The sequence below is a fragment of the Pristimantibacillus sp. PTI5 genome (assembly GCF_048572955.1).
GTDB lineage: Bacteria > Bacillota > Bacilli > Paenibacillales > Paenibacillaceae > Pristimantibacillus.
On the sequence record NZ_CP183886.1, the window covers coordinates 6481017 to 6507919 of the forward strand.

The window sequence follows — 26903 nt, forward strand, 5'->3', positions numbered from 1 at the left end:
TCGAAAGCCGAGAAAAAACCTTAATATAGCGCAGGAGAGTGACAACATGATACATAAAGAAGTTCCAATCGGAGTATCTGCCAGACATATTCACTTATCGCAGGAGCATGTTGAGCTGCTATTCGGTGCCGGCTACGAGTTAACGGAAATGAAACCTTTGTCGCAGCCAGGCCAATACGCAGCCAATGAAACGGTAGCTGTCGTTGGACCGAAGGGCAATTTTGCGAAGGTTAGAATTTTAGGCCCGACACGGAAACAAACTCAGCTTGAGGTGTCTCGCACAGATGCATTCGCGTTAGGCGTAAATCCTCCTGTTAGAGAGTCAGGCGACATTAAGGGTTCAGCGGGCATCAAGCTTCAAGGACCTGCCGGAGAAGTGATCATCGAAGAAGGCGTTATTGTCGCCGCCCGACATATTCATTTCCACACAAGCGATGCAGAGCGGTTTGAAATAGCGGACAAGCAGTCGCTTCGCGTTCGTTTTGCTGGTGAGCGCGGCGTCATTTTCGAAAATGTAGTTGCGCGGGTGTCAGATCAATTTGCGCTTGATATGCATATCGATACGGACGAGGCAAATGCCGCTGGCGTGAAAAACGGAGATAAAGCTGAAATTATAGGTTAGGCTGTTAATCAAAAGAGACAGCTTCCAGTTCGTCAATAACGATCTGGAAGCTGTCTCTTTTTTATTTCAAACTACGTATATTTGAATTTAATGTCCCATCATCATAGAAACTTCAGGTTTCTCGTCGTGGCTTGTGCCCAGCTCTTGCTTCGGCCTGCGCAGCAATAAGGCAACGATGGCGCCAATGATAGAAATGGAAGCAAGAATGAAGAACGTATCTCCGTAAGAAGAATAGACGACATTAGGGCCTGGATTAGTCGTGCCGTAGTGTTCCATTCTGCTTGCGAGTATGGTTGACAATCCTGCGATCGCAAAAGAGGACATGACCTGCTGTGCGGCTGCGGTAAGCGAAGTTACGCGGCTGACGAGCTCTCTCGGAGCAGACTGCATGATGTGCGTGTTAAGAGGCATCATCGATAAGCCCATGCCGGCGCCAAGCATAGCAAGCGGAATCATTAGCATGAGCAGCGTTGTATCTGCTGAAATTTGGCTTAATATGAATCCTGCGACAGTAACGAAGGCTAACCCTGTAATGACAACAGGACGCGCTCCGAAGCGGTCAAACAGCTTTCCGCCGATCGGCATGAAAATGCCGGCTGCCAGAGCTTGCGGAAGCAGAATTAGACCGGTGTCAAACGCGGAATAGCCTTTGGCGATTTGCAAGAAGATAGGAACAAGGAACAACGTTCCGAACAAAGCGATTTGCACGATCCATTGCAAAATGATGCCGCGCGTGAAATTGCTAGATTTGAAAACGCGAAGTTCAAGCAATGGTTCTTTGCGGCTAAGCTCAACGATGATAAAGATGATAAGCGCGATACCGCCGACAATCATCCCGGTTAGAGCTTCAGGAGAGGTCCAGCCGCTGCCTGCGCCACCTTCTCCGCCGCCAGCAGAGCTTACGCCGTAAGCGAGCATAGCGAAGGCCAGAGGAGCGAATATCATGCCTAAGAAATCAAGGGAAGGCACGCGTTTGCGATCAACCTTGGGAAGCGTGCGAATGCCTACGATAACGGCAATAACGCCAATCGGAAGGTTGATAATGAAAATCCAGTGCCAGGATACAAAATCAACCAGCCAGCCTGCCACGACAGGGCCTAATGCAGGAGCTAGAAGCATCGGAATGCCGATCATGCCCATAACGGCCCCTTGCTTGCCTGGAGGGCTTAGTCTAAAAGTGAACGCCATTGCAATTGGAGCGACCATACCGCCGCCAAGGCCTTGAATGATACGGAATACAATAAGCTGCTCGGCAGTTGTTGCGAGTGCGCAAAGCGCGGAGCCGATCGTAAACATGATGATGGAGAACAAGTAAATTTGTTTGGCCCCGAAACGATCGGACATCCACCCCGCGAGCGGAATAACAGCGGCTTGCGCAAGCGCATAGCCCGTAATCGTCCATTGCACGAGAGACATCGAGCTTTTGAAATCATCCATTAAGCCAGGCATGGCAACATTCATTGCCGTACCGTCCAAGATAACCATAAACATACCGACAATGATGGCGATTAGCGGTGCGAGAATATTGCGAATCGACATGGGATCGCCAGTGGGTGCTGCTTTTTGTGAAGCTGAAGCCATTTCTTTTCCTCCTATCCAATATAGGGGCCTATTCTTCCTTTTGTTGACCTGCCGTAACGAATCAGGCTACAATAAAAGATGACCGCATCTATGAGCGGACAATTGTCCGCACTACTGAATAATAAAGACGATATGGGCAATTGTCAATCGTTTCATTTGTAAAAGCGGGAAAAGGAGATAGGAACGATGACTGCACCAGAAAACGGCAGAACGAAACAAGCATTGAGCAAAGCAATCCTGCATACTGCCAATCATTTGTTTACGGAGCATGGGGTAGAATCGGTCAGCATGCATCAAATCGCCAAATCAGTAGGCATTGGGCAAGGCACCCTTTATCGCCGGTATTCGAACAAAGGCGAATTGTGTATGGACATGATGAAAGAAAACTTCGAGAATTTCATTATGGAGATCGATAATATATTGAAAGAAGGAACAAATCTTTCTGTGCAAGAGCGATTAAGCATCGTGATGCGCAAGATTATAGCCTTTATTGATCATAAATCCGAATGGCTGGGCGTTCTGCAAACCTTCAAAAAAGTGGAGGATGATAAGCCCGATTTTTTTCAGTCGCCTCCCTATGTATATTTGCACAATGCGATTAGCGAGCTTTTTAGAGAAGCTATCGAAACGGGGCAAATTCGTTCCGTCGATCCGGCCTATGCGGCTCATTCCTTTATTTCTATACTATCGCCGCATACTATCAAACATCTTAAATTTGCCATGGGGTATACATGCGAAGAAATTCAGGACCGATTTTGTTTGACCTTTATTGACCCTCTATTCCGTTAACTGGTATAATACTGAATTGGGCTATACAAGCGTACGAAGCATCTATTAGTACCCATAAGGAAGTGAATCGGCATTGACGAAGGACAGTAACCAGCTCGCTACGGACAAGAAGCAAGGCCAGCTTAAGGATTACTCCAAATATTTTGATTTTAGCGATGCGAAAGTAATAGACCAGGACGAGAATTCAACGACCTACCGCATTAAAGGAAGGATCGTCAATATAAATGCTGCACCCAGCCATAAGGATGAGAAAAAGCGCGGCAAAGAGGATATCGAGGTGCATTATGACTTTGCGATTCCTGACGAGCTTAGAACGATGGGCGTTGGCAAGCATTATTTGATCCAAACGTATGGCTGCCAGATGAATGAGCATGATACCGAGGTTATGAAGGGCATGTTCGAAGAGATGGGTTATACAGCTACGGAGGACCGCAAACTTGCGGATGTGATTTTGCTAAACACATGCGCAATCCGCGAAAACGCAGAGGACAAGGTGTTCGGCGAGCTTGGCCATCTGAAAACGCTGAAAACCGAAAAACCTGATTTGCTGCTTGGCGTCTGCGGCTGCATGTCCCAGGAAGAATCTGTTGTCGGACGTATTTTGCAAAAGCATGCTTTTGTCGATATGATCTTTGGCACACATAATATTCATAGGCTGCCCTATTTGCTGCAAAATGCTTATTTCAGCAAAGAGCTTGTCGTTGAAGTATGGTCCAAGGAAGGCGACATTATTGAAAATATGCCTAAGAAACGCGAAGGTATGCGTGCTTGGGTTAATATTATGTATGGCTGCGATAAGTTTTGCACCTACTGTATCGTTCCCTACACGCGGGGCAAGGAGCGCAGCAGGCGGCCTGAAGACGTAATTGCCGAAGTGCGCGAGTTGGCCAGACAAGGCTTTAAAGAAATTACGCTGCTTGGACAAAACGTTAATGCCTACGGCAAGGATTTCGAAGACATTAACTACCGCTTCGGCGATTTGATGTCCGACATGTCCAAAATCGATATTCCGCGTATTCGTTTCATGACGAGCCATCCGCGTGATTTTGACGATCATTTGATTGAAGTGCTAGGCACTGGCGGTAACCTGGTGGAGCATATCCATCTGCCTGTTCAATCCGGCAGCACTGAAATATTGAAACGAATGAGCCGCAAATATACGCGTGAAATGTATTTGGAGCTTGTCGAGAAAATAAAAAAAGCAATACCAAACGCAATGCTGACGTCGGATATTATCGTTGGTTTTCCTGGAGAAACAGACGAGCAATTTGAAGATACGATGACGCTTGTCAAGGAAGTCGGATTTGATTCAGCGTATACCTTCTTATATTCTCCGCGTGAAGGAACACCTGCGGCCGGCATGGAGGACAATGTTCCTTTAGAGGTGAAAAAGGCGCGTCTTCAACGTCTTAATGCCCAGCTTGCGGCTAATGCGAGAGAAAAGAATGAGCAGTTGATAGGTCAAATTGTTGAGGTGCTCATTGAAGGCGAGAGCAAGAACAACGCGAACATCCTATCAGGACGTACGCGCACAAATAAATTAGTACATTTGGAAGGCCCGAAGGAATGGATCGGAAAGTTCGTCTTGGCTAAGGTAACCGAAGCTCAAACCTGGTATATTAAAGCCGAGTCCATTGAACAGAGCGCACAAGAAGCCGTTAGCTAACGGTAAAACAGGAGAGATGACAAATGGCAGAGCAGCATACGGCAGAAAATCAAGCAGCGCATTGCGATCATGATCACGAACACGGGGAAGGCTGCGGTATTCCTAGTTTCCATACGCGCGATTTAATCGTTCGCGAGGATATTTCGAAAAAAGCGAAGGAGCTCGCCGAATTGATTTTTACGTCGGAGGAAGTCCAGCACTATCGCCGCGCCGAGCAGCAAATCAATGGCAATGAGCGCGTACAGCAGCTTATTACGAAGATTAAGAAAAAACAAAAGGAAGTTGTCGCATTCGAAACGACTTTCAAAAACGCAGACATGGTTAAAAAGATAGAAGGCGAAATGGAAACGCTGCAGGACGAGCTTGACGGCATTCCTATTGTCTCTGAATTCCAGCAAAGCCAAACGGATATTAACTACTTGCTTCAGCTTGTCATTTCGATCGTCCGCGACACCGTATCGGAGAAGATCAGCGTAGAGGATGCATCGGAGCCGGCTCCGGAGGAATGCAGCGACTAAGCTGGCTTTTGCCTAGCGAGGAACTTCAACAAAATAGTGCATAAATCAAAAGCGCTTGCCCAAATAGAGGTCAGGCGCTTTTTGACGTGTTCATACGGCAAAGTTCGAAAAGCAGTTCCGGCTCGGAGAGGTTCGTGCGTGGAAATGGAATGAACAGTAAAAAACCGCTTATTCCTATGATGATTATCATAAGGAAATGAGCGGTTTTTCAGTTCACTTAAGGTGGATTTTACGCTTTATAAGCTGTTCCCTGCGTGCTGATGCTGGATGTTGACGAGCGAATGTATACGATGTAAGGTGTTAAAGAGACGGCAAGAATCGCACCAACGAGCGATTTAAGCGCATCGACAATAATGAATGGATAAAAACCGACAGCCATTGCTTTCTGGAAGGAAAAACCGAGAACATGCATGAGCCACGGAATCCCCGTAACATAAGCGCATAAAGAGCTGAACAACTCGAAAATAACGAAAAAAACGATTATTGCGATCAATTTATTTCCCTTTGCGTTAAAGCGGTGAAGAAATGCTCCTACCGCTAGGCTGACCAAAAGCGCACAAAACGGAAAAGCGAAGATAAAGCCGCCGGTATGCCCGATGAGATGCGTAATTCCGCCTGCGCCGCTGAATAAAGGCAAGCCAAAAGCGGCAAGTACAATGACAACGAAAATACTTAAAAAAGCATTGCGCGGCGTTAGGAACAGGCCGGCTAAAATAACGCCTAAGGTTTGAAGCGTAAACGGAACAAACGAGCCTCCGAACTTAATGGTTAGAGAGCTCATGATGATAAATAGTGCCGCGAATAAGGCGATAAATACAAGTGATCGGATATTATTGCTCTGCATGATGAATACGACTCCTTTATGTAGTTGTGATTTTATTGTTAACCATTTATATTTAATTGAAGTTAACAAATCGAATTGTAGCATAGTCAATCGTTTTGGGGAAGAGGTTAGGTGAATAAAGTTGAATCATTTATATCAGATCGAGTTAAAGCAAATAACCGTTACGCCGCCATCACTGCTGGATGGACAAAAGCTGCAGCCTATCGTTAAAGACGTGTCGCTTTCCATCCGGCAAGGAGAATGGATTTCATTGCTGGGGCGCAACGGAAGCGGGAAGAGCACGCTTGCAAAAGTCGCAGCGGGTTTTCGGACAGCCGGTGTCGCCGGCCATGTGTCGCGAAGCATCGGAACAGCGGCGCAAGGGAAGCCGATCCCGATTGTCATGCAGCAGCCCGATGCCTCGATGATCGGGGCAACGCCTTGGGAGGATGTTGTCCTGATGCTTGAGCAGAATGAGCTGGAGACGCTGGACATTCCTTATGAAGCGGAAATTGCGTTGCGGAAAGTGGGCATGGGCGATCGGATTCATCAGCCGATAGAAACGTTGTCCGGGGGACAGAAGCAGCTTGTTGCGATTGCTGGCTGTTTGGCTGCGAAAACCCCAATACTCGTACTTGACGAAGTGACGGCGATGCTGGACCCCGAGTCTGCGAGCTTCGTATTGGAGCAGGTAAGAAGCTTGCAGCAAACGGGGGTAACGGTGATCTGGATTACGCAAAAGCTGGAAGAGCTGATGCCGGGCGATCGTGTAGTCGTCATGAATGAAGGATCGGTAATGTATGACGGGGAAGCCGAAGCCTGGTTCGTCAGGCCCGAAGCGGGTGTTCATGGCAGCATGTGCGAGAAGCTTGGCTTTGAGGCTCCGTATGCGGCCCAGGTAGCCTGGGAGCTGGAGCAGCAAGGGACTCGTTTGAGGCCGTTTCCCTTCACTGCCCATATGCTGGCCGAGGCGGTGAAGCGTTATGGGAGCTGATTGGAAGCTTAGCGGCGTAACCGTTATCGCCGTAGGCGCGGATAAAATAAAGCTGCTTCAAGATATTCACGCAGTCTTCAAAGCAGGTGAAATTACGCTGTTAATCGGGCGCAATGGTGCCGGTAAATCAACGCTGCTTGAGACGATGGCGGGAATTCGCGAGATTGAAACGGGAACCGTCAAGCTCGGGGATGATGACCTATGGGTAAAAGGGAAAAGAAGGAGACGGCTAAACCGAAATGCGTCGCTTAGGTACGGCATAGCCATGCAAAGCTCGGAATCGCAGTGGTTTGCGGCAACGGTCCGAGACGAGTTTATGTATTCGCTTAAACCGTACGGGTTGGATGACGAAAGCGCCGCAAAGAGGATTGAATATGCATTAGCCCAGGTTGGATTGCCGCAAGAAACGATGGAGCGTGATCCTTGGACGCTCAGCGGCGGGCAGCAGCGACGTTTGTCACTCGCCTGCTTGCTGGCGTGTGAGACGGATTGGCTGCTGCTCGACGAGCCGACGGCGGGGCTTGACGCCGTCGGTATCCGCCGCCTGTGCGCGGTGCTTGAAGCGCACAGGGCGGCGGGGCGCGGAGCGGTCGTAGCCACGCACGACCTCGATGCGCTGCTGCCGCTGGCGGACGCGGTCGCCGTGGTTAGCGGCGGCACGTTCCGCGCAGCGGCGCCTGCGGCGGCGGTCGCGCATGCCGCCGCTGTGCCGCAGGCGCTTCGCACGTTGGCGGCTTTGCCGCCGCTTGAGCCGGCGCCGGGCAGCGGGGCGCCGTGGCCGGGCCCGCGCGAGACAGCGGCTGCGATTGTCGCGGAGCTGGCGCGCCGGGCAAAAGAACGCGACGCGGTTGTTGCGGGCTTAAACGGCCGCTTGGCGAATGCGCTTGAATCAAGAAACGATAAAAGCATTCCCTTAGTCAATACGGAATATGAAAACAGCCAAGACAAAAGACAAGATGATGTTGGGTTTTCAGGACGGACTGCGAAGCCAGCTTCTACGGTGACAAACGAGCAGCAGACTTATGCTGCAATGCCGGCTTTAAAAGGACCGAAGCTGCTTCGGTCTGACCGCTTCGATCCGCGTGCAATCATTCTCGTTTATTTATTTCTAGCAGCCTGTCTATTGGCGCAAAAAACAGCTGCGGAGCTGTCGCTTGCCGCGCTGGTTATTTTGTTTCTGCTTGCGCCGTTTCGGGCGCTCATATGGCCATGGATCCGTGTGATACGGGCGTATGCCGTCATGATTCTCATTTTTTGCGTCATCGGGGGGATTGGGATTCAGCCGCTTTCCTTTGATTTGGACAAGGTGGGGCCCATTGCGCTGAGGTTTGGAAAATTGCTGCTGGTCATGGTTTTAAGCATGCCAATGTTAAAACTAATGACTCCGTTTAGGCTGCAGCGTGCCATTGAACAAACGTTTGGCTTTCTTGAGAGAATAAGAGTGCCCATTCATTCTTTTGCCCTCATCGTTACGCTTATTTTTCGTTTTATTCCTTTGCTGACAGGGGAATGGGAGAGGTTTGCCAAGCTGGCCCATGCGAGAGGAAAAGCAGTTACGCCTTTAAAAACGGTGCCGTTCAAAAATTTGGTTCCTATACTAATTCCTTATGTACGTTCGGTTCTCCGACTGGCTGAGCAAATGGCAGATGCCCTCGAGGCACGCGGTTTCGGCTATAAAAAACGAAAGCCGACCTACGCCTTTCGCCTTCGCTTCGGACGGGCGGATGCCGCCATGCTCAGCATCGGATTCGTAAGCGGAGCTTTAATCTTGTTTCTCGCTTATATGCTTTAAAATTGGAATTACCTCGTTTATCCAAACGCCTTCTACATCAGCAAGCAGCGTTCGCCAGCCAAGCGAAGCTGCTTGTTTGGTGTTTTTGCGCTGGTCATCGACAAATAATACCGGTCTTCCTGCCGGCAATTTTTCGATAACCTTAGCGAAAATATCCGGATGCGGCTTTTTTAAACCTACCTCATTAGAGATGGTTAAGCTTTTTAAATAAGGTTTGATCGACAGCACGATAGGATCAACCCAAGCAGCTAAATGATTGCTGAGCAGATGGATATCCGCAGCTTCGCTCCATTCCGAAACCTTTGCGAGAGCGGGCAGCGGCCGGAGACTTCTTTCGATAAAGCCGCGACCCTTCTCCAGATGAAGCAGCGGAGCATAGGCTTTGACCCAATTCCAAAACTGCTCCTCCGAAATAACGCCTGTCCATAGCTGCTCGCTCATTTGTTGTTTATATTCGCCATAGAGAACATCTTCGGAAACACGGCTCTCAGCCGCGAGCAACTGCCAGAAAAGCGGAGACAAATTGGTAGCCAGCACGCCGCCGATGTCAAGTACCAACTGAGGTCTGATCATCCCGCAATCTCCTCCTTGTGCTGAATCTGTTTGTTCAATGTGACTCTTTTCTCCGATCTAGCCCACGCCACGACAAGGACAAATGCCAATGCCCCAAGCAGCGAACCGAATAAGAATCCTCCGTTTAAGCCCCAGCGATCGTTCAGCCATCCTGCCAAAAAGGGACCAGAGAACATACCGATAGCATATAACGCTTGATATAAGCCCATGGCGGTCGCTCGACCCGGTAACGCAACATCCCGAATGGCAAGACCAAGCAGCAAAGGCATGTGCAGGCCTTGCGCGAAGCCGTTAACAGCTTGAGTGGCGACCAACATGCCGAAAGAATCTCCATAAACCATTGCGGCCGTGCAAATGGTGCTCAAGGCAAAACCGGTGCCTATCGTGCCCCAGTTCCCGAATCGGGGAGTGAACCACCTTGCTGTCACGAGTGAAGCAAAAGCATGAGGGAGCATAAAAGCAAATACAAGCATCGTCAGCTTAAGCCCGTCTGCTCCCAACTCCTCGGCCTTAAGAGGCGTAAAGCCGAACATCGTAATAAAGAGGACGCCGTGCGCGAGAATGGAGAGCAGGGATACCTGCAAAAGCGTTTTCGTTCGCACGACGTTTTTTATCATGGCAAATGACATTCCTGGCTGATCCTTCTGCTCGGAACGAGGCTCTTTAAGCATAAAAGCAAGCCCCAGTCCAAGTATGGCGATGACTGCTCCTACGACAAAGGGCGCATTTGCGTTAAAACCGTCTGTAAGCCAGCCGCTAAGCAGCATGCCGATCATTTGTCCGGATACCGTCATGACGCTTATATTTCCCATTGCTTTTCCCGTTTGTCCAGCACCAAAAAAACTAGCATACAAAACGGTAAAGGCTACCCATGTGGAAGCGCAAACGCCTGCCATAAGCCTGCCGGAAAGCGGCCACAGCCATGGACCGGGGATAAGGAACAGCAGGCAGCTTAAGCAAGCGGTCAGCATGCCAAGAATGATAAAAGGTTTGCGTTTACCGAAGCGGTCTGACATAATTCCGAGCGGAAACCTCACGAACATTTGAACGAAGCCGTAGCTCCCAAGAACGATGCCGATAAAAGGCAAGGAAAGGCCTCGATCACTCAGAAAAGGCGATAATGTAGGGACATAAACGTACATGGAAGTCCAATATAAAATGGTGATAACCGTGAATAACAATCGCTGCGCCGCCGAGATCTGATTCATTTTTGCGGAAGCCCCCTTTCTTTTCCACTTTAGCGCATCGCTGCTTCCGTTGTCACTTTCTATTTTCAAAATACATATGGAAACTTTCACCAATCATTTGCGTATTAAGCAAAGGCTTTTTAATCATTGGTTTGCGGCAATTAATAATCGAAGAGGTGAATCCATATGGAAACAGAAAAACGAAAATCAAAAGGAATCTTGAAAGAAATTAGAGAATGGACGATATCGCTGGGGATTGCGGTTATCGCAACCCTGCTTTTCCAGAACTATGTATACGCGCAATCCGAGGTTCAAAATGTTTCTATGCAAAACACGCTTATTGCCGGCCAACGATTAATCGAGGACAAGTGGTCCTATCGTTTCCATGAGCCGCAGCACGGAGACATTGTTATTATTAATGGACCGGAAAGCGAATTGAGATTAATAAAACGGGTTGTAGGCATTCCAGGCGATGTCATTGATATTCAAAACGGAGAAGTCTATTTGAACGGAGTGAAAATAGACGAACAATACGTCAAAGGCCGGACCTTCGCTGGCAGCGTGCCCGTTCCCTTTACGGTAGAAGAAGGCCAGCTGTTTGTAATGGGAGATAACCGTGAGCATAGCATGGACAGCCGTGCCCTTGGGCCAATCGCCAGATCAAGCATCGAAGGAAAAGCAGTATTGCGCATTTGGCCGCTGCCTAAGTTCGGAGCGCTTAAAGAATAGGAAGGAGACGTTAAAACCGCATGCCATTTACGTTATCGCACCCTTTGTTTGCGGCTCCGCTCAAAAAAATGCTCCCTTTTTTGAGCACTACGGGATTAATCCTAGGCAGCATGTCTCCGGATTTGGAGTATTTTATCGCGATGCAGCCGTTTCGATCCATTGGACATTCCATAGAAGGTTTTTTTCTGCTGATACTCCCTGTTTGTATTGCTTTTGCTTGTGGATTCCACTTTATTATTAAGCCTTCACTGCCCGAGCTGCTGCCAAAAATCGGCGGTATTCATCGCTTTGCTGCCGATTTGGACCGCGCTTGGACAATGAGAGGCAGCTTGGCCTGGGCAGGGTTCGCGTTCTCTTTATTTATAGGATTTTTATCCCATGTGCTATTGGATCATTTTACGCATAGCGGAGGTTGGTTTGTTCTTCGAATACCTTTTTTGCAAACCGAAACCATGGGTGATCAAGTCTATCATATTCTTCAGCTTTCGCTGTCAGTTCTTGGAGCTGTTATCCCGGCACTTTATTTCATGCGCAGATATTTGGTTTGGGTAAAAAAACACAGCCGTCAGCCGGTAAACCTGGTATCATCCAGCCCTCTTAAGCCATGGGGGCTTTTTCTATTGTTAGCTTTTGTCCTATTATCCGGCAAGCTTCTCCTATCTGGCAGTTTTTTCTCGATAGGCATTTGGGCCGTAGCGCCGATTACTTCTGCGGCATTGGCATTATACTTAACTTCTTTGCTGCATTTGGCCTATAAGTCAAAGCAAGATAGAAAGGGGATACTTTTTGTTGTTATACTTTTGACCGTTATCGGAAGCTTTAAATGGATTACATTCAATCAAGAGTTTTCCGTGTTGGTCTGGATCATTTATACATGGCTGCTTTCGGCTGCTATGCTGGCAAGCGCCATCTGCTGCAAAGCAACTCGGAAAAACATTTAATTAATGAGGATAAAGATTAATGAAGTTAATTAATAATGACGTTAAGTAAACAGATCAACCCGAATAAACGTAATAATTTTGTAAGAATTGGTTTCAAGTTCGTTTAGAAATAGCCGTTATGATAAACCATAGATTCAAACATAATGCATCAGCGGGGCGTGATCGGAATTGTCGATACGAGTAAAGCTGTACATGTCCTACTTAGCGATGGTCTTCGTACCGCTCATACTTATGAGTGCTTTCATGCTATTCATTTTTTATGCACGCGGCGTTGAGGATGTCCGGCAATACTTTGAAAAGGAAAACAAAGAGCCTTATCAGCAGGCACTCGTTTACGGGGAATTATCCTATGTTCTTCGCAATGACGCGGGCGAGCTCGAGAAAGAGGAGTATGTGGCAGAGATTCAAAAGAGGCTTGGAGAGCAGTGGGCGGGTCTACTCCTTTCAAGGGATGGACAAATCAAATCCGTTGCGCCTTTTTTGAAAGAGACCGCACCGCATGCGGATTGGCAGCGATTGCTGGAAGAAACCCCTTCAACGGTTACATTTAATTCGTTTCAATTCGAAACATCCACCGTTGATTTTTCTTATCCTGATGGAGGAAAAGGAAGAGCCTTGCTGTTCAGAAGAAATGATACGGTGCCTATTTACTGGAGACCGGTCGGTACGGCTTTTAGCTTGGCATTCATCGGTTTAACGAGCCTGCTGCTTACTTATTTCGTATCGAGAAGCATTATTCGTCCAATCAAGAAGCTTGAAGCAGCGGCGCTTCAAATTAAAGACGGAGATCTGTCACACAAGGTCGAGGCGACGACAAGGGGGGAGATCGGCCAGCTCAGCAATGCATTTGAGAATATGAGGGTTAGGCTGAAACAATCGATCGATCAGAGCCTTCAATACGAAGAGAACCGAAAAATGCTGCTTTCGCATATATCGCATGACTTGAAAACGCCGATATCTGCGATTAAAGGGTATGTTGAAGGCATCATGGACGGGATTGCAAATACCGATGAGAAACGCATCCGCTATATGGAAACGATTTATCGCAAAGCATCGGATATGGACCAATTAATCGACGAGCTGTTCCTCTTCTCGAAGCTGGATCTCCAAACCGTGGCCTTCGATTTTAAAGTAATCGATATTCGCCGCTATATGGAGCATTTTTTGGAAGAGCAGCGGTTTGATCTGGAGAAATCGGACATGGCATTGATTTATTCGAACCAAGAGGCGGAACCGCTTCTGATTGCCGCTGACCCGGATAAGCTGAGCAGGGTGCTCACCAATATTTTGAATAATTGCGTGAAATATATGGGTGAGCATGCCGAGACTGCTAACAAGCAAATTAAGGTTCATGTAAGAGAGCTGCAACAGCATGCTTTAATCGTGATCGAAGACTCGGGTCCAGGTATCGAGGAGGTTGATTTACCATTTATTTTCGATCGTTTTTATCGCGCCGAGCAGTCGCGCAATCTCGAAACGGGAGGAAGCGGACTTGGCCTTGCGATCGTTAAACAAATAATCGAAGGGCATGGCGGTAAGGTATGGGCGGAAAATGCAGAGCAAGGCGGAGCCCGGTTCTGTTTAGAACTGCCTAAATCAACAACCGTCAAAACGGTGGGTGATCATGAAGAACATACTAATCATTGAAGACGAGAAAGCCATCGCCGAGCTGGAACGTGATTATTTGGAAAGCTACGGCTTTTCCGTACACATTGAAGGAAGAGGCGATATCGGACTGCAGAAAGCGTTGGAGGGTAAGTTTGACCTTATCATACTGGATGTCATGCTTCCTAAAGTCGATGGGTTCGAGATTTGCCGCCAGATCAGGCAAAGCATTAACATTCCCGTGCTCATGGTGACGGCGAAAAAAGAGGATATTGATAAAATCAGAGGGCTGGGATTAGGGGCTGACGACTATATGACGAAGCCCTTCAGCCCTAGCGAGCTTGTGGCCAGGGTGAAAGCGCACCTGGCTCGTTACGAGAGGCTGACGGCGGACAAATCGGATCGTGGCGAGCATATCCGCATCCGCGGGTTGTTTATTGACAAGCCTTCCCGCAGAGTCATGATCCATGACCAGGAGGCGATGCTCACATCCAAGGAATACGAGCTGCTTCTTCTGCTCGCTTCCCATCCTAACCGCGTGTTTGAGAAGGAAGAGCTCTTCGAGCGGATATGGGGGTTGGAATCAAATGGAGACGCAGCTACGGTCACGGTTCATATTCGGAGGCTGCGCGAGAAAATCGAGCATGACCCGTCAAAACCCCAATATATCGAGACGATATGGGGAGTTGGCTACCGTTTTAAAGTATAGACAGAAAATAAGGAGTGGGGAAAATTGAAAAGCATCATCCGTTTTTCGCTTAATAACAAATTTGCTTTATGGATTTTAACGTTGCTCGTTTTATTTGCAGGACTCTATTCGGGATTGAATATGAAAATGGAAACCTTGCCTGACATTACGGTTCCGATCGTAAGCGTGACTACCGTTTATCCTGGTGCTGCGCCGGAAGAAATCATGGACAAAATTACGAAGCCGATTGAGCAGCGCACGCGAAACCTGAAAGGTGTCGAAGTGATAAGCTCTACATCTTATGAGAATGCGTCATCGGTCGTCATTGAGTATACGTACGAGACGGATATGGATAAAGCGGCGACGGAAGTGAAAAACGCGCTGTCTGAGCTGACGCTGCCGGATGGTGCGCAAGATCCAGCGGTATCCCGTATCAGCCTGAATGCTTTTCCGGTTCTATCGTTAAGTCTTTCTAATGATCAATTGGATCTGGAGCAGCTTACGAAGGAAGTTCAGAACAATGTGCTGCCTCGCCTCCAAGGAATCGAAGGTGTAGCCAGCGTACAAATTTCCGGACAAAACGTGAAGGAAGGCGAGCTAGCGTTTAAACAGGATAAGCTGAAGCAAACAGGTTTGAAAGAGGATATGGTGAAGGGCATTATCCAGGCGTCTGCCGTTTCTGTGCCGCTCGGTATTTATGAGTTCGGCGACTCTGAGAAAGCGCTGGTCATTGACGGCAATATTTCCACTGAGGATGATTTGAAAAATATGATCATCATGCCGGGCGTGAAGCTCAGCGACATTGCCGATATCAGTATCATCGGCAAAGCCGAATCAATATCCCGTACGAACGGCAAAGATGCCATCGGATTAAATATCGTTAAATCCGCTGACTCCAATACGGTTGATGTCGTTAACAACGTAAAAGAGGAAATAAAAGAGCTGGAAAGTAAAAATGAAGGATTATCGTTTGTTATGACGCTTGATCAAGGCAAGCCGATCGAGGATTCCGTTCACACCATGCTTAGCAAAGCCATTATTGGAGCTTTGTTCGCTGTCATTATCATTATGATTTTCTTGCGCGATATCCGGTCCACGATTATTGCCGTCGTATCGATCCCGTTGTCGATCCTTATTGCGCTTCTGATCTTAAGCCAAATGGATATTACGCTTAACATTATGACGCTCGGAGCGATGACCGTTGCAATTGGACGTGTTATCGATGATTCCATCGTCGTCATCGAGAACGTATACCGCCGAATGGCTTTAACTACGGAGAAATTAAAAGGCAAGGAATTAATTCTTGATGCGACAAAGGAAATGTTCGTGCCGATTCTGGCATCAACCATCGTAACGATTGCGGTATTCCTGCCGCTCGGGCTTGTATCCGGCATGATCGGCGAAATATTCCTTCCATTCGCGTTAACCATCGTATTCGCCTTGCTGGCATCGCTGCTGGTAGCGATTACCGTCGTGCCTATGCTGGCACACATGATGTTCCGAAAAGGAATGAAGGCTGGCAAAGTCAATCATGATAAGCCAGGCCGTCTTGCTGAATGGTACAAAGGCGTACTGCGTTGGTCGCTGGACCACAAAGCGGTTGCTTTTGGTTTAGCCGTTCTCCTCTTGGTCGGCAGCTTGTTCCTTGTTCCTGTGATCGGCACCAGCTTCTTAGCTGGCGATGAACAGAAAATGATGGTCGTCTCTTATAACCCTGCGCCTGGGGAAACGCGTGAGCAGGTTGAAAAAATGGCGCTTGATGCGGAGAAGCTTCTTCTTGACCGCGAAGGGCTTACCGTTGTCCAGTATGCAGTAGGCGGACAAAATCCGTTTAGTCCCGGAGCTTCAAAGCAAGCGTTGTTTAACCTAAGCTATGAAGAAGATTTTGCGGATTTCACGGCTGAAAAAGCAAAAATCGTGCCGCTCCTTCAAGAGCTTGGCGGAGAAGGGGAATGGAAAGAGCAGGACTTCTCAGGCGGCGGCCTTGGCGGATCGGGTATATCGATGCTGGTGTATGGACCGGATATGAAGGCCCTCCAGCCTGTTGTGGATGATCTGACCAAGAAGCTTGGTGAAAATAAAGACTTGAAAAACATCGATTCCAGCTTGTCGGAAACGTATGAGCAGTACCGTTTGGTCGCAAATCAAGAAAAATTGAGCCAAAACGGCTTAACTGCAGGCCAGATTGCGATGGCTTTAAGTCCCGTACGCGAGCGTCCGGTGCTGACAACCATCGAAAAGGATGGCGAGCAATTTAACGTTTATGTCAAGGTTGAAGTGAAAACCTACAGCAATAAAGCGGATCTTGAAAATGTGAAATTGACATCGCAAATGGGTACTGAGGTTGCGCTGAAAGATGTGGTAACGATTGAAGAGGGCGAATCGCCAAATACGATTACTAGGCGCGATGATCGTATATATGCCGAAGTATCTGCGGACGTAACCGCATCTGATGTTGGTAAAGTATCGACTGAACTTCAGAAAATGATTGATGAAACGGATCTTCCGGCAGGCGTTGACATTGATATGGGCGGCGTAACCGAACAAATTAATGAATCATTCACGCAGCTAGGGCTGGCGATGCTTGCAGCTATCGCAGTGGTTTACCTTGTTCTTGTCATTACTTTTGGGGGAGCAGTAACGCCATTTGCCATTTTGTTCTCATTGCCGTTTACCATTATCGGCGCATTGGTGGCTCTTCTTATCGCCGGAGAAACGCTCAGCGTTACGGCCATGATCGGAGCGCTTATGTTGATCGGTATTGTCGTAACGAACGCGATTGTTCTCGTTGACCGCGTGATCCAAAAAGAAAAAGAAGGACTATCCATACGCGAATCCCTTATTGAAGCGGCAGGCACGCGCCTGCGTCCGATTTTGATGACGGCCATCGCTACGGTAGGCGCCTTGCTCCCGCTTGCATTCGGTTTCGAGTCTGGCGGTTTGATTTCTAAAGGTATGGCCGTTACCGTCATTGGCGGACTAACAAGCTCTACTTTGCTTACGCTCATTATCGTGCCAGTCGTATATGAATTCCTGAATCGCAAGCGGAAACACCGCGCGGTTGAAGAGGTTTAGTAAAACAAAAGATTTCAATTGAAGTAAAGTCGGCTGTCTTTGGGGTAAAACCCGGAGGCAGCCTTTTTTTGCATGCACTGCGTCTTGAACACGGCCATCGATTGCAATGACGAATAGGACGATTCCAACTTGGTGAACCTAATCCTAGTTTTCCTAAAAGACAGGTGGTGTTAAAATGCTGCGTCACATCGTAATGAAGGCTGTTTTTGTTTTGCTCAGTTTAGCGCATTCAGAAGTGGCACCAACAGGTGAAACGGCTATCTATTCTGAACCTGCTTATGCAAAATGGGGCAAGCTGGCAGTAGAGGAAACGTCTAAAGCATACCGCGACGCTTCAATTATTGATTATAAATATGAAGGCCGAAGAGCATTGTCCGATGATAAAGCCGAGGAAAGCTTTCTTCTTTGGCTTCGCAAGAATGATAGGGAATTTGGGGTACGAGTCCGCATGACAATCCAAATCAGCTCGGATGAACTCTTGCAGCTCAAGATGGCTGAAGTCCCTTCGAATTAATTGAAACATTGTGTCAGGCTTTATCGTAATTAAAGCTATACTAAGAAACGCTTCCAGGTGAAGCGAGAGGAGCATAACAAATGCTAATTACGACAACGCCAACCATTGAAGGCCGTCCCATTCAGGATTATGTAGGAGTTGTGACAGGCGAGGCGATTATGGGCGCAAATGTAGTACGCGACTTTTTTGCATCGATAACGGATATCGTCGGTGGACGTTCGGGCGCCTATGAAAGCAAGTTGAAGGAAGCTCGCGATGTTGCAATTGACGAGATGAAAAATCAGGCTGCTAAGCTTGGAGCAAATGCAATCGTTGCGATCGATATCGACTACGAGGTTGTACGTGAAGGAATGTTGATGGTAGCCGTAAGCGGTACGGCGGTACGTCTATAAAATAGTTACGAGTATCGGAAGCGGCAGAGCTTGGATCAGCATAAGAAATTTTATGCGATCGGGCTCTGCCGCTTTTTGCGTTATATACAAAATTGGGAATGATTGCAACCTTTTGATTGTAAAAAACGTTAAAATAAGGATGTACATAATTGGAGACAAGTAAAGAGAGGGGTCGGAAGGTGAAACGAATTTTGGGAAACGGAAACCGGGCCGTCAAATTTACGGTCTTGTTCAGCATGATTATCGCTTTTCTGGGAATGGCCGGACACGTACAAGCCGCACCTGATCAGAGCGGGATTTCGCTGAAAGCCAGCGTAGGCTATCAAGGTTATATGAAGCAAAACGAATGGTATCCGGCAAGATTTACATTAACAAATACGACTGATGAGGATTTGAAAGGCGAGCTTGTGATTTCTTTTCTTATGATGAACTTGCAAACATCAAGCGATATCGTCATTCCAGCCGAGCTTCCCAAAGGAACGGCCATTGAGTTAACGGCTTCCATTCCTGGTGAATTGCTTAATCAAAACAATAACCAAATCAGATTTTTCAAGGACTCATTTAAATCCGGCAAGACCGTTCCGATAATCGGGAATGATTATATAAGCGTGAGGACGGCAAATACGAACACGATCGGTGTCATATCCCGGGATCCGGATACGTTGAATTTCATGCCCTCATTAAATCAAAGGGGCTATGATATCGCAGTACTTCCAATAGAAGAAAAGGAATTGCCGACGGATCCCATATTGTGGGATTCGATCGATGTGCTCGTCATTAATGACATGGCGACGGCAAGCTGGGACGAGAATAAGATAATAGCAATACAAGATTGGGTCCGGCAGGGCGGGACGCTCGTACTGTCCGGGGGCGCAGGCTACAGCAAAACGGCAGAAGCCTTCATTCAAATCGCGCCAGTCGAGGCAACGGGAACGACAAACTTAACAAGCGTTTCATCGCTTGTCAGCGCAGGCGGGGCCGCGTTAAAGCTGGACACGCCTATGAGCATATCGTCCGTAAAAATAACAGATGGAAAAACAGTGCTTGCCGAAAACGGTCTGCCCTTGGCCGTTACCCGTCCGGTCGGCTTCGGAAGCGTCATTTATGTCGCTTTTGATCCATCGCTTGCGCCGATGTCTACATGGTCTGGAAGCGCGGTGCTATGGGCAAGCTTGTTTCAAAAAACATTAACGCCGGTTCAGCCGGGTTCGATGAATGTCTCTAATGAAATGTACTGGAATATGAATCATTTGATTGATCAATTTCCATCGATTAAACCTCCCGATTTTATGTTTTTGCTGCTCATGTTCGTAGGTTATATGATTATTGTTGCCCCGGTGCTCTATCTGATATTAGCAAAAGCTGATCGAAGAGAATGGTCATGGTGGCTGATTCCATCGCTTTCCGTAGTCATGGGGATGGTCATATTTTTCTTCGGGGCAGAAGATAAAAGAAACATATCCGCCCATACCATTGAGCTTATCGAACTCACCGGGAGAGGCGAGGCCGTCCATTCGGGTGCAACGGCGGTATTCATGCCGACCGGAGGCACGGTAAAAGCGGAATTCGATGAAAAAGTAAACATTAAAACCTATCAAAGCAGCTCACAGAGCGCCGCGCTTGCGCTGGACGGAAAACAGCAGGTCGTTACGGAGACCGGCGGAACATCGATGATCTGGCGTTCGGTTCCCTATTGGTCCACTCGTAAGGCATGGTTGGAGAGGCGCATGATGGACAGCGATCCAGGGCAGCTGACGCTGGCATATAAGCAATTGAAAAATGAAATCGAGGTTACGGCAAAAAATGATACAACGACCGATCTCACGCATGTGTCACTCCTTATTAATGGGCAAAGCTTGCTTTTCGGCGATCTGAAGCAAGGCGAAAGCGGAAAAACGAGCATAAAGAATGGCGTCGGCAGTTTTTCGGGCTATTATTCGTATGGAGATACCATTTTCCCGTATCCCTCCAACCGCGTGAAGGATGATTTCTACCGTCAACGCCAGCTTGTTGATAATTACGTCAATCGAAACAACGGCGGAATTTTACCGCCGAGTCCAGTTATCATAGGCTTTAGCATTGACCATGACGAGAGTTACAAAGTGAACGGAAAAAATATCAGGTTTGATAATCTGAAGCTCTGGGCCCAGAAGCTTGAAACATCCTTTATAGACGGGAACCGCGTCATTGTACCAGCGGGGCTCGTTAATCCTATGATTAAGGAAAACCGTATGCAGCGATTAGAAAATTACGGAAACGGCACCTATTCTATGAGTGACGGCGAGCTTGTAATTGAATATCAGCTTGGACAATCAGAGCAGGTTACGTATGACAAGCTGGATATCTTTTTTAACAATGGGGCACCTAATTCCATTGCGACCGTAACGGCATGGAATGATAAAACAGGAAAATGGACGGAAATAAAAGATGCTGTTGCTTCACCGGGCGAATATCTGATTAATAACCAAACGCTTCGCATGAAGATTACGGCAGCAGGGTCTATCGATATGAATCTGCCATTGATTGCGATGGAAGGGGAGGTGCATTAGGATGAGCAGAAGCAATGACGTTGAAATCATTAATGTCGAAACGATAAAACCTGCCATGGAGGAAAATAGCTCCTATCCGCAATTCGATGTACCCATGATTGAGATTAGGCAGCTCACCAAGACGTTTGGAACGTTTCAAGCACTTAAATCGATCGATTTAACCATTCCGAAAGGAACGGTATTTGGATTTGTCGGACCGAACGGTGCCGGGAAATCCACGACAATGTCCATTTTGGCCACATTGATGATCCCTACTTCCGGCACGGCTAAGGTAGATGGCTTTGACGTAACCAAGCATCCGGACGAGGTGCGGAAGCGAATCGGCTATATGCCGGATTTTTTTGGCGTATATGATCAATTCAAAACGGAAGAATATTTGCATTTCTATGGAGCGAGCTACGGAATTCCGAAAGCGGAGCGGGAGCAGCTTATCCCTCAGCTTTTGGAGCTGGTCAATTTGAGCGATAAAAGAGACGCTTATGTGGATACGCTCTCGCGCGGAATGAAGCAGCGGCTATGTCTGGCTAGATGCCTCGTCCATGATCCTGAGCTGCTCATCCTTGATGAGCCTGCCTCCGGCCTGGATCCGCGTGCCCGCATCGAGATGCGGGAAATACTCCGGGAGCTCAAATCGATGGGCAAAACAATCATTATCTCATCGCATATTTTGCCTGAGCTTGCCGAAATGGTCGATGAAATCGGCGTCATCGAGCATGGGCAAATGATAGCCATTGGAAACGTATCGGATATCCAAAACCGTCTGCGCGTCAAAAGATTCCTTCATGTCAGGCTGCTTGAACGCGAAGCGGAAGCGGAAGCGTTTTTGCGTGATCGGCCTTTCGTAAACCGGATTTTGCGCGATGAAAGAGGCATTCAAATCCATTTTGGCGGTCAGGATGCCGAGCAATCGGAGCTCCTGCACGAGCTTGTTGCAGCGGGGTATCGGCTTATCTCATTCAGCGAAGCGCAAACGAATCTTGAGGATGTATTCTTGGAAATAACGAAGGGAGGCGACGGGCTCGAATGAAGGAGCAATTCGCTGCACGGACTGTAAGAGCAAGCTGGCGCAATAAGCTGATCAATCCGGTATTAAATAAAGAATTCAAATTAAGAATGCGAACGCCGCGGGCCATGTGGACATTGTTCTTCTATTTATTTGCCATCGGGCTGATGGCCTTAAGCGCGATTTATTTATTGGAAGTAAATACGGGAAACGGTCAGTCCTTTAATCCGGAGCAAAGTAAGCTTTTGTTTTATTTTTTGAGCATGGCACAGCTTGGATTAATCGCCTTCATGGCGCCGGGATTGACCGCCGGGGTCATAAGCGGGGAGCGGGAGAAGCAGACGCTTAATTTGCTGCTGACAACGCAGCAGAGCTCGCCCACGATCGTTCTGAGCAAGCTGGTTTCATCTCTGAGCTTCATGGTGCTGATTGTTTTGAGCACGATTCCCGTGTATGGGATGGTTTTTTTGTACGGCGGCATATCGCCTAAGCAGCTGGTACTCGTATTTTTATTTTATGTGTTCATTATGCTGGTGCTCGGTTCTTTTGGCATATTGTTTTCTTCGCTGTTTAAGCGAACGATGATTTCCGTCATTGTCACTTATGGCGTTACCTTATTTATTTTTGGCGGAACGGCGCTCGTGTTTTTTGTATTGGTCGGTACGATGGACCGGGTGCCGCAATCCACTTTGAACAATTACACTTGGATAGGCCATATCCTTGCATGGAATCCTGTTGCCGCCTTGTATAGCATTCTTGATCCATCGGTTACCGGGCAAGCCTATTCTGCATTTCGAAACCCGCCGACCGGTCAGCAAGCGCCTTTAGCGCTGTGGAAGGAATTCATGATTATCTATACGGTATTATCCGTTTTGGCGCTGTGGCTGGGCATACGCGGCCTGCGTCCTCGTTTGAAGAAATAATCAGCGAAGGTATTTGAAGAGTTTCATGAAGATCCCATGATTAGGCGGCCTGCCTGATTGAGCATTAAATCAGGCTTACGATGTCAAGTTTTGTTGTTTAATTGGGGCTTAGCCTAATCAGCAGCAATACTTTAGGAGGAAGCGCTAATGCAGAAAAAGTCATTGATTGAGCTGCTGCGGCCCGTTAGAACGAGATTGACCCTGTTTGCCGTGATCCGTTCTTCGCTGATAGGGCTGCTTTGCGGCAGCGCCGCGGGACTGTTGGTGCTAGGAGTGAGCAGGATATGGCCCCTTTTGCTCGCACGGCCTTTAGCTGCCGTTTTGGTATGCGCCGGCTTGGCATTAGGGGCAGGAGCAGGTGTTTGGAAGCGCGCATCTTTGAGGGAAGCCGCTCGCGTGATGGATCGGCAGGAAACAGAGGATGCGATCTCGACCGCGCTGGATGGTTTGCTGCGTGAGGATTATCACGAGCAGCCGATTGTTAAGCTGCAGCGGGAAGAGGCGACGCTGGCAGCCGAAAGGTTTGTAAGCGCGCTGCGAATCAGCTTGCCATGGCCGGCTTGGCGAAGCTGGCGGTCACTCGTTTATGGCGCGGCAGCGGTATGGGTTGTGACGGCAGCGCTGCTCGTCATGCCTAATCCGCTCGATGAGCGGGCAGAAGCGCTCGCACAGGCGAAGGAACGCCTGGATGCGCTGGAGCGCGAGGCGGATGAGCTGGCCGAGCTGGCAGAAGCAGCGGAGCTTCCGGAGGATGCGAAGCAGGAGCTGCTGCAGCCGCTGGAGGAGCTGCGAAGCAAGCTCGATTCGCTGAGCGGCGACGGGGCTCAGGCGCTTGAGCAGCTGGAAGAAGCGATAAGCAAGCTGGAGCAAACCGCTGAAGCGGCGCAGCAGGCCGCTAAGCGGATGGAGGCTGCGGCGGATGCGATGAGCAAGGAGCCGAGCTTGCGGCAGCTCGGTCAAGCTTTGCAGGACCGGGACGCCGCAGGCATGCAGCAAGCGATCGGCGATATGCGGTCGCAGCTGCAAAGATTGTCGCCAGAGCAGCGTGATGCGCTGGCGGAAGCACTTGAGCGGCTGGCGGCGGAGCAGCCGCAGGAGCAGGGCGCCGCGGAGCTTGCCGCGGCGCTTGAACAGGCGGCGCGGCAGGCACGCGACGCAGGCGGCGAAGCCGCCTCCAAAGGCGAGAGCAGCGATGCGCTCGCCGCTCTGGAGGAAGCGCTCGCCCGCGAATTGTCGCAGGGCGAGCTGGAGCAACTGGCCCGGTCGATGTCGGGCCAGCTTGGCCAAAGCGCGCAGCAGCTAGCTGGTCAGGGCGGCGCGGCTGGCGCTTCCGCAGGCTTTAATCCCGGATCTCCTTCGGGAGCTGGAAGCAGTCCGAGTTCCGGCTCTGGCACTGGCACTGGAACCGGCACTGGAACCGGCTCTGGCACTGGCACTGGCACTGGCACTGGCACTGGCACTGGCTCTGGCACTGGCACTGGTACTGGCACTGGCACTGGCTCTGGCACTGGCACTGGTACTGGCTCCGGCACTGGAACTGGAACTGGAACTGGCTCTGGCTCTGGCTCTGGCACTGGAACTGGAACTGGAACTGGCTCTGGTTCTGGCTCTGGCTCGGGTTCCGGTTCTGGCTCTGGTTCCGGCGCAGGAACGGGAATGGGCGGAAGGAATCTGATTACGACCCCGCGGAATATGCAAGGCTCCGGCAACGTGCAGCAGGATGGCGGTCCATCCACAGGCGGACAGACGGAGAATGGCGGTCAATCCCCGATGATTGACGGCATGACAAGGCCATATGAGGATGTATATAACGATTATGCGACGGAAGCTAAGGAATCGCTTGGCCGTTCACAGCTGCCTGACAGTATGCAGGAGAAAGTGAAGGAGTATTTTGACCAAATTCAACCAACCAGTTAATGGAGGTGATCCGAAATGATTGAATCGAAAGCCCAATTGGAAGAAGCTGCGGCGCGGATCGCCGTACTCAAGGAAGAAATCGGACGCGTAATCGTCGGTCAGAAAACGGTGGTGGAGCAGCTGCTTTGGTGCCTGCTTGCAGGAGGGCACGCGCTGCTGGAGGGGATCCCCGGGTTAGGAAAAACGATGCTCGTACGAACAATCGCGGATTGCGTTGCTTTGCAGTTTTCAAGAATACAATTTACGCCTGATCTCATGCCTTCGGATATTACGGGTACAACGTTGATTGACTTCAGCGCACAGGGAAGCGCGGCTCACCGTTTCCAGGCAGGGCCCATCTTCGGAAATCTTGTGCTTGCCGATGAAATCAATCGCGCGACGCCGAAGACCCAAAGCGCTTTGCTGGAAGCGATGCAGGAAGGCACGGTAACGGCAGGGGGAGAGACACATCGCTTGCCGAAGCCTTTCTTCGTATTGGCAACCCAAAACCCGATCGAGCAAGAAGGAACTTATCCTCTGCCTGAGGCGCAGCTTGACCGGTTTTTATTAAAAATCGGTGTCGAGTTTCCAACTCGGGACGAATTAAAGCAAATTGTGCTGCGGACGACCTCCGTCTCGCAGACGCAGGCGTCTGTCGTCATGTCAGCAGCTGAGTTAACTGCCCTCCAAGCAGCGGCAAAACAAATACTAGTTGCCGAGGATGTGCTGGATTTGGCCGTGAAGGCAGTCATGATGACGCATCCGCAGGAAACGGATGCGCCGAGCGACGTCAAAAAATATGTTCGTTTCGGCGCTGGACCGCGTGCGCTTCAAGCAATTATCGCAGTTAGTAAGGTAAGGGCATTGGCCTCCGGCAGGCTGCATGTGTCATGGAATGATATCCGGCACACGGCGTTGCCCGTGCTTCGCCACCGCATAGTGCTCAGCTATGAGGCACAGGCGATGGGATTAACGAGCGATCGCATGACAGAAGTTATCTTGTCGGCGATCGAGGCGGAACGATGAGCGGAAGCAAGGCGAATGAGAATGGGGAGCATGAGTTGTCTTCGACAATAGGCTCCTTAACGCCGCAGGAAGCGCTCCATCTTTTATTTCCAAATCTTTCTTTGTTATCGGAGCTCGATCGCATGAGCATTCGTGCAGGAAACCGGATAAAAGGGATGCTGGCCGGCAAGCGGCGTTCAAGCACGATCGGGGGCTCGCAGGAGTTTGCTGATTATCGTCCTTATTCGCCTGGCGATGATGTCCGGCGAATCGACTGGAATGTTTACGGCCGCACGGGTAAAGCATTTATGCGCCAGTATTGGGATGAGCAGGAGCTTCAAGTCAGCCTGTATGTTGATGCGTCCCGCTCCATGGCATTTGGGGAAGGCAGCATGAATAAGCAGCAGTACGCACTGAGACTCGCAGCATGCCTGGGCTATGTGGCGCTCAGCGGGGATGACCGCCTATCCGTACGGTTATTTCGTGAACGGATAGTCAAGGAGCTGCAGCCTCTTCATGGCCGCGTATCGTCTCCAAAGCTGTTTCAATTTCTTGCTGATGCCATGAAGCAGTTAGAGGCGGAAAATACAACGTATGCAGCTGAAGAGGATTTCACCAGTCTGGCTATGCCTTTTAGCACGAGATCCGCTCTTCCGAGACGTTCGGGCTCGGCATGGGTGCTGACTGACGGAATGTTTGATAGCGGGATTGAAGAGACCGTCGTGTCATTGATTGCGGCAGGTCAACGAGTCGTGCTAGTGCACTTGCTCTCGCGAGAAGAACTGGAGCCCGATCTAAGCGGCGAACTGAAACTGATCGACAGCGAGCTTGGAACGGCCAAAGAGGTTGCCGTGGGGCATAAGCTATTGAAGGAATATCGCGAAGCGGTTGCCGCGTTCCAAAGCGAGCTTAAGCGAATATGCGCCGAACGCGGAGCTGTTTATGTTTTTGTCGATACAAGCGTCCCGCTTGAGGTAACAATCAGGCATACCTTGCTTTCCTCGCAGGTGCTAAATAGCTGAGATACGATTAACGATA

At 49.2% G+C, this 26903-nt stretch carries 23 protein-coding genes; 19 read left to right on the plus strand and 4 right to left on the minus strand.

Going from position 1 to position 26903, the window contains the following annotated elements:
* Positions 1 to 49 precede the first annotated feature (49 nt).
* Complete coding sequence (gene pduL / locus ACN6MW_RS28720; protein WP_364144405.1) at positions 50 to 622, plus strand: phosphate propanoyltransferase; 573 nt, start codon at positions 50 to 52, stop codon at positions 620 to 622.
* Positions 623 to 709: 87 nt separating this feature from the next.
* On the opposite strand, the gene ACN6MW_RS28725 is transcribed toward pduL, so the two are convergent.
* Entirely contained in the window at positions 710 to 2203 is a 1494-nt protein-coding gene (locus ACN6MW_RS28725) for an MDR family MFS transporter (RefSeq protein WP_419873166.1), read from the minus strand.
* A gap of 186 nt (positions 2204 to 2389) precedes the next feature.
* On the opposite strand from ACN6MW_RS28725, the gene ACN6MW_RS28730 reads away from it, so the two are divergent.
* From ACN6MW_RS28730 to ACN6MW_RS28740, 3 genes are all read left to right on the plus strand, one after another.
* Positions 2390 to 2992 (plus strand): TetR/AcrR family transcriptional regulator, encoded by a 603-nt coding sequence (locus tag ACN6MW_RS28730; RefSeq protein ID WP_419873167.1) that lies wholly within the window; start codon positions 2390 to 2392, stop codon positions 2990 to 2992.
* A gap of 73 nt (positions 2993 to 3065) precedes the next feature.
* Positions 3066 to 4658 carry a tRNA (N6-isopentenyl adenosine(37)-C2)-methylthiotransferase MiaB gene (gene miaB / locus ACN6MW_RS28735; RefSeq protein ID WP_419873168.1) on the plus strand — a complete coding sequence of 531 codons (1593 nt, stop codon included), beginning with the start codon at positions 3066 to 3068 and terminating at the stop codon, positions 4656 to 4658.
* Positions 4659 to 4681: 23 nt separating this feature from the next.
* On the plus strand, positions 4682 to 5176 hold the full coding sequence (locus tag ACN6MW_RS28740; RefSeq protein WP_364140297.1) for a RicAFT regulatory complex protein RicA family protein: 495 nt from the start codon (positions 4682 to 4684) through the stop codon (positions 5174 to 5176).
* Positions 5177 to 5405: 229 nt separating this feature from the next.
* Here the strand turns inward: ACN6MW_RS28740 and ACN6MW_RS28745 are convergent, their stop codons facing one another.
* Complete coding sequence (locus ACN6MW_RS28745) at positions 5406 to 6020, minus strand: biotin transporter BioY (RefSeq protein ID WP_419873169.1); 615 nt, start codon at positions 6018 to 6020, stop codon at positions 5406 to 5408.
* A gap of 121 nt (positions 6021 to 6141) precedes the next feature.
* Here ACN6MW_RS28745 and ACN6MW_RS28750 point away from each other — a divergent pair, with 121 nt between their 5' ends.
* On the plus strand, positions 6142 to 6993 hold the full coding sequence (locus ACN6MW_RS28750) for an ATP-binding cassette domain-containing protein (RefSeq protein ID WP_419873170.1): 852 nt from the start codon (positions 6142 to 6144) through the stop codon (positions 6991 to 6993).
* Positions 6983 to 8785, plus strand: a complete 1803-nt coding sequence (locus tag ACN6MW_RS28755) for an ATP-binding cassette domain-containing protein (protein ID WP_419873171.1) — start codon at positions 6983 to 6985, stop codon at positions 8783 to 8785. The genes ACN6MW_RS28750 and ACN6MW_RS28755 overlap by 11 nt, the downstream gene beginning before the upstream one ends.
* Here the strand turns inward: ACN6MW_RS28755 and ACN6MW_RS28760 are convergent.
* A complete protein-coding gene (locus tag ACN6MW_RS28760) occupies positions 8756 to 9358 on the minus strand; it encodes an HAD family hydrolase (RefSeq protein WP_419873172.1) in 603 nt (200 codons plus the stop codon). The two genes, ACN6MW_RS28755 and ACN6MW_RS28760, sit on opposite strands and share 30 nt — an antisense overlap.
* On the minus strand, positions 9355 to 10566 hold the full coding sequence (locus ACN6MW_RS28765) for an MFS transporter (protein ID WP_419873173.1): 1212 nt from the start codon (positions 10564 to 10566) through the stop codon (positions 9355 to 9357). Before ACN6MW_RS28765 ends, ACN6MW_RS28760 begins: the two co-directional genes overlap by 4 nt.
* Before the next feature lie 165 nt (positions 10567 to 10731).
* Here ACN6MW_RS28765 and lepB point away from each other — a divergent pair, with 165 nt between their 5' ends.
* From lepB to ACN6MW_RS28830, 13 genes are all read left to right on the plus strand, one after another.
* Complete coding sequence (gene lepB / locus ACN6MW_RS28770; RefSeq protein ID WP_419873174.1) at positions 10732 to 11274, plus strand: signal peptidase I; 543 nt, start codon at positions 10732 to 10734, stop codon at positions 11272 to 11274.
* Between the two features lie 20 nt (positions 11275 to 11294).
* Positions 11295 to 12215 (plus strand): DUF4184 family protein, encoded by a 921-nt coding sequence (locus ACN6MW_RS28775; protein WP_419873175.1) that lies wholly within the window; start codon positions 11295 to 11297, stop codon positions 12213 to 12215.
* A 168-nt stretch (positions 12216 to 12383) separates the two neighbouring features.
* Entirely contained in the window at positions 12384 to 13862 is a 1479-nt protein-coding gene (locus ACN6MW_RS28780) for a sensor histidine kinase (RefSeq protein WP_419873176.1), read from the plus strand.
* Positions 13840 to 14529, plus strand: a complete 690-nt coding sequence (locus tag ACN6MW_RS28785; protein ID WP_419873177.1) for a response regulator transcription factor — start codon at positions 13840 to 13842, stop codon at positions 14527 to 14529. Before ACN6MW_RS28780 ends, ACN6MW_RS28785 begins: the two co-directional genes overlap by 23 nt.
* Before the next feature lie 24 nt (positions 14530 to 14553).
* On the plus strand, positions 14554 to 17583 hold the full coding sequence (locus ACN6MW_RS28790; RefSeq protein WP_419873178.1) for an efflux RND transporter permease subunit: 3030 nt from the start codon (positions 14554 to 14556) through the stop codon (positions 17581 to 17583).
* A 175-nt stretch (positions 17584 to 17758) separates the two neighbouring features.
* Positions 17759 to 18097 carry a DUF3889 domain-containing protein gene (locus ACN6MW_RS28795; RefSeq protein ID WP_419873179.1) on the plus strand — a complete coding sequence of 113 codons (339 nt, stop codon included), beginning with the start codon at positions 17759 to 17761 and terminating at the stop codon, positions 18095 to 18097.
* An 80-nt stretch (positions 18098 to 18177) separates the two neighbouring features.
* Complete coding sequence (locus tag ACN6MW_RS28800) at positions 18178 to 18489, plus strand: YbjQ family protein (protein WP_364140269.1); 312 nt, start codon at positions 18178 to 18180, stop codon at positions 18487 to 18489.
* A 179-nt stretch (positions 18490 to 18668) separates the two neighbouring features.
* The gene (locus ACN6MW_RS28805) at positions 18669 to 21038 is read left to right on the plus strand and encodes a DUF7408 domain-containing protein (RefSeq protein ID WP_419873180.1); all 2370 of its coding nucleotides are present in this window, start codon (positions 18669 to 18671) and stop codon (positions 21036 to 21038) included.
* Between the two features lie 94 nt (positions 21039 to 21132).
* Positions 21133 to 22065 carry an ATP-binding cassette domain-containing protein gene (locus tag ACN6MW_RS28810; protein WP_419876475.1) on the plus strand — a complete coding sequence of 311 codons (933 nt, stop codon included), beginning with the start codon at positions 21133 to 21135 and terminating at the stop codon, positions 22063 to 22065.
* Complete coding sequence (locus ACN6MW_RS28815) at positions 22062 to 22964, plus strand: ABC transporter permease (protein WP_419873181.1); 903 nt, start codon at positions 22062 to 22064, stop codon at positions 22962 to 22964. Before ACN6MW_RS28810 ends, ACN6MW_RS28815 begins: the two co-directional genes overlap by 4 nt.
* A 147-nt stretch (positions 22965 to 23111) precedes the next feature.
* Entirely contained in the window at positions 23112 to 24881 is a 1770-nt protein-coding gene (locus ACN6MW_RS28820; protein WP_419873182.1) for a hypothetical protein, read from the plus strand.
* 15 nt (positions 24882 to 24896) lie between these two features.
* Positions 24897 to 25886 (plus strand): AAA family ATPase, encoded by a 990-nt coding sequence (locus ACN6MW_RS28825; RefSeq protein WP_419873183.1) that lies wholly within the window; start codon positions 24897 to 24899, stop codon positions 25884 to 25886.
* Positions 25883 to 26887, plus strand: coding sequence for a DUF58 domain-containing protein (locus ACN6MW_RS28830; protein ID WP_419873184.1), 1005 nt, complete (start codon positions 25883 to 25885; stop codon positions 26885 to 26887). Before ACN6MW_RS28825 ends, ACN6MW_RS28830 begins: the two co-directional genes overlap by 4 nt.
* The last annotated feature ends 16 nt before the right edge of the window (positions 26888 to 26903 follow it).

Excerpts from the sequence above, each read along its gene's own strand:
- ACN6MW_RS28725 (WP_419873166.1), bottom strand. The coding sequence starts at position 2,203 with ATGGCTTCAGCTTCACAAAAAGCAGCACCCACTGGCGATCCCATGTCG.
- ACN6MW_RS28730 (WP_419873167.1), top strand. The coding sequence starts at position 2,390 with ATGACTGCACCAGAAAACGGCAGAACGAAACAAGCATTGAGCAAAGCA.
- ACN6MW_RS28740 (WP_364140297.1), top strand. The coding sequence starts at position 4,682 with ATGGCAGAGCAGCATACGGCAGAAAATCAAGCAGCGCATTGCGATCAT.
- ACN6MW_RS28745 (WP_419873169.1), bottom strand. The coding sequence starts at position 6,020 with ATGCAGAGCAATAATATCCGATCACTTGTATTTATCGCCTTATTCGCG.
- ACN6MW_RS28755 (WP_419873171.1), top strand. The coding sequence starts at position 6,983 with ATGGGAGCTGATTGGAAGCTTAGCGGCGTAACCGTTATCGCCGTAGGC.
- ACN6MW_RS28760 (WP_419873172.1), bottom strand. The coding sequence starts at position 9,358 with ATGATCAGACCTCAGTTGGTACTTGACATCGGCGGCGTGCTGGCTACC.
- ACN6MW_RS28765 (WP_419873173.1), bottom strand. The coding sequence starts at position 10,566 with ATGAATCAGATCTCGGCGGCGCAGCGATTGTTATTCACGGTTATCACC.
- lepB (WP_419873174.1), top strand. The coding sequence starts at position 10,732 with ATGGAAACAGAAAAACGAAAATCAAAAGGAATCTTGAAAGAAATTAGA.
- ACN6MW_RS28775 (WP_419873175.1), top strand. The coding sequence starts at position 11,295 with ATGCCATTTACGTTATCGCACCCTTTGTTTGCGGCTCCGCTCAAAAAA.
- ACN6MW_RS28785 (WP_419873177.1), top strand. The coding sequence starts at position 13,840 with ATGAAGAACATACTAATCATTGAAGACGAGAAAGCCATCGCCGAGCTG.
- ACN6MW_RS28795 (WP_419873179.1), top strand. The coding sequence starts at position 17,759 with ATGCTGCGTCACATCGTAATGAAGGCTGTTTTTGTTTTGCTCAGTTTA.
- ACN6MW_RS28800 (WP_364140269.1), top strand. The coding sequence starts at position 18,178 with ATGCTAATTACGACAACGCCAACCATTGAAGGCCGTCCCATTCAGGAT.
- ACN6MW_RS28810 (WP_419876475.1), top strand. The coding sequence starts at position 21,133 with ATGATTGAGATTAGGCAGCTCACCAAGACGTTTGGAACGTTTCAAGCA.
- ACN6MW_RS28815 (WP_419873181.1), top strand. The coding sequence starts at position 22,062 with ATGAAGGAGCAATTCGCTGCACGGACTGTAAGAGCAAGCTGGCGCAAT.
- ACN6MW_RS28820 (WP_419873182.1), top strand. The coding sequence starts at position 23,112 with ATGCAGAAAAAGTCATTGATTGAGCTGCTGCGGCCCGTTAGAACGAGA.
- ACN6MW_RS28825 (WP_419873183.1), top strand. The coding sequence starts at position 24,897 with ATGATTGAATCGAAAGCCCAATTGGAAGAAGCTGCGGCGCGGATCGCC.
- ACN6MW_RS28830 (WP_419873184.1), top strand. The coding sequence starts at position 25,883 with ATGAGCGGAAGCAAGGCGAATGAGAATGGGGAGCATGAGTTGTCTTCG.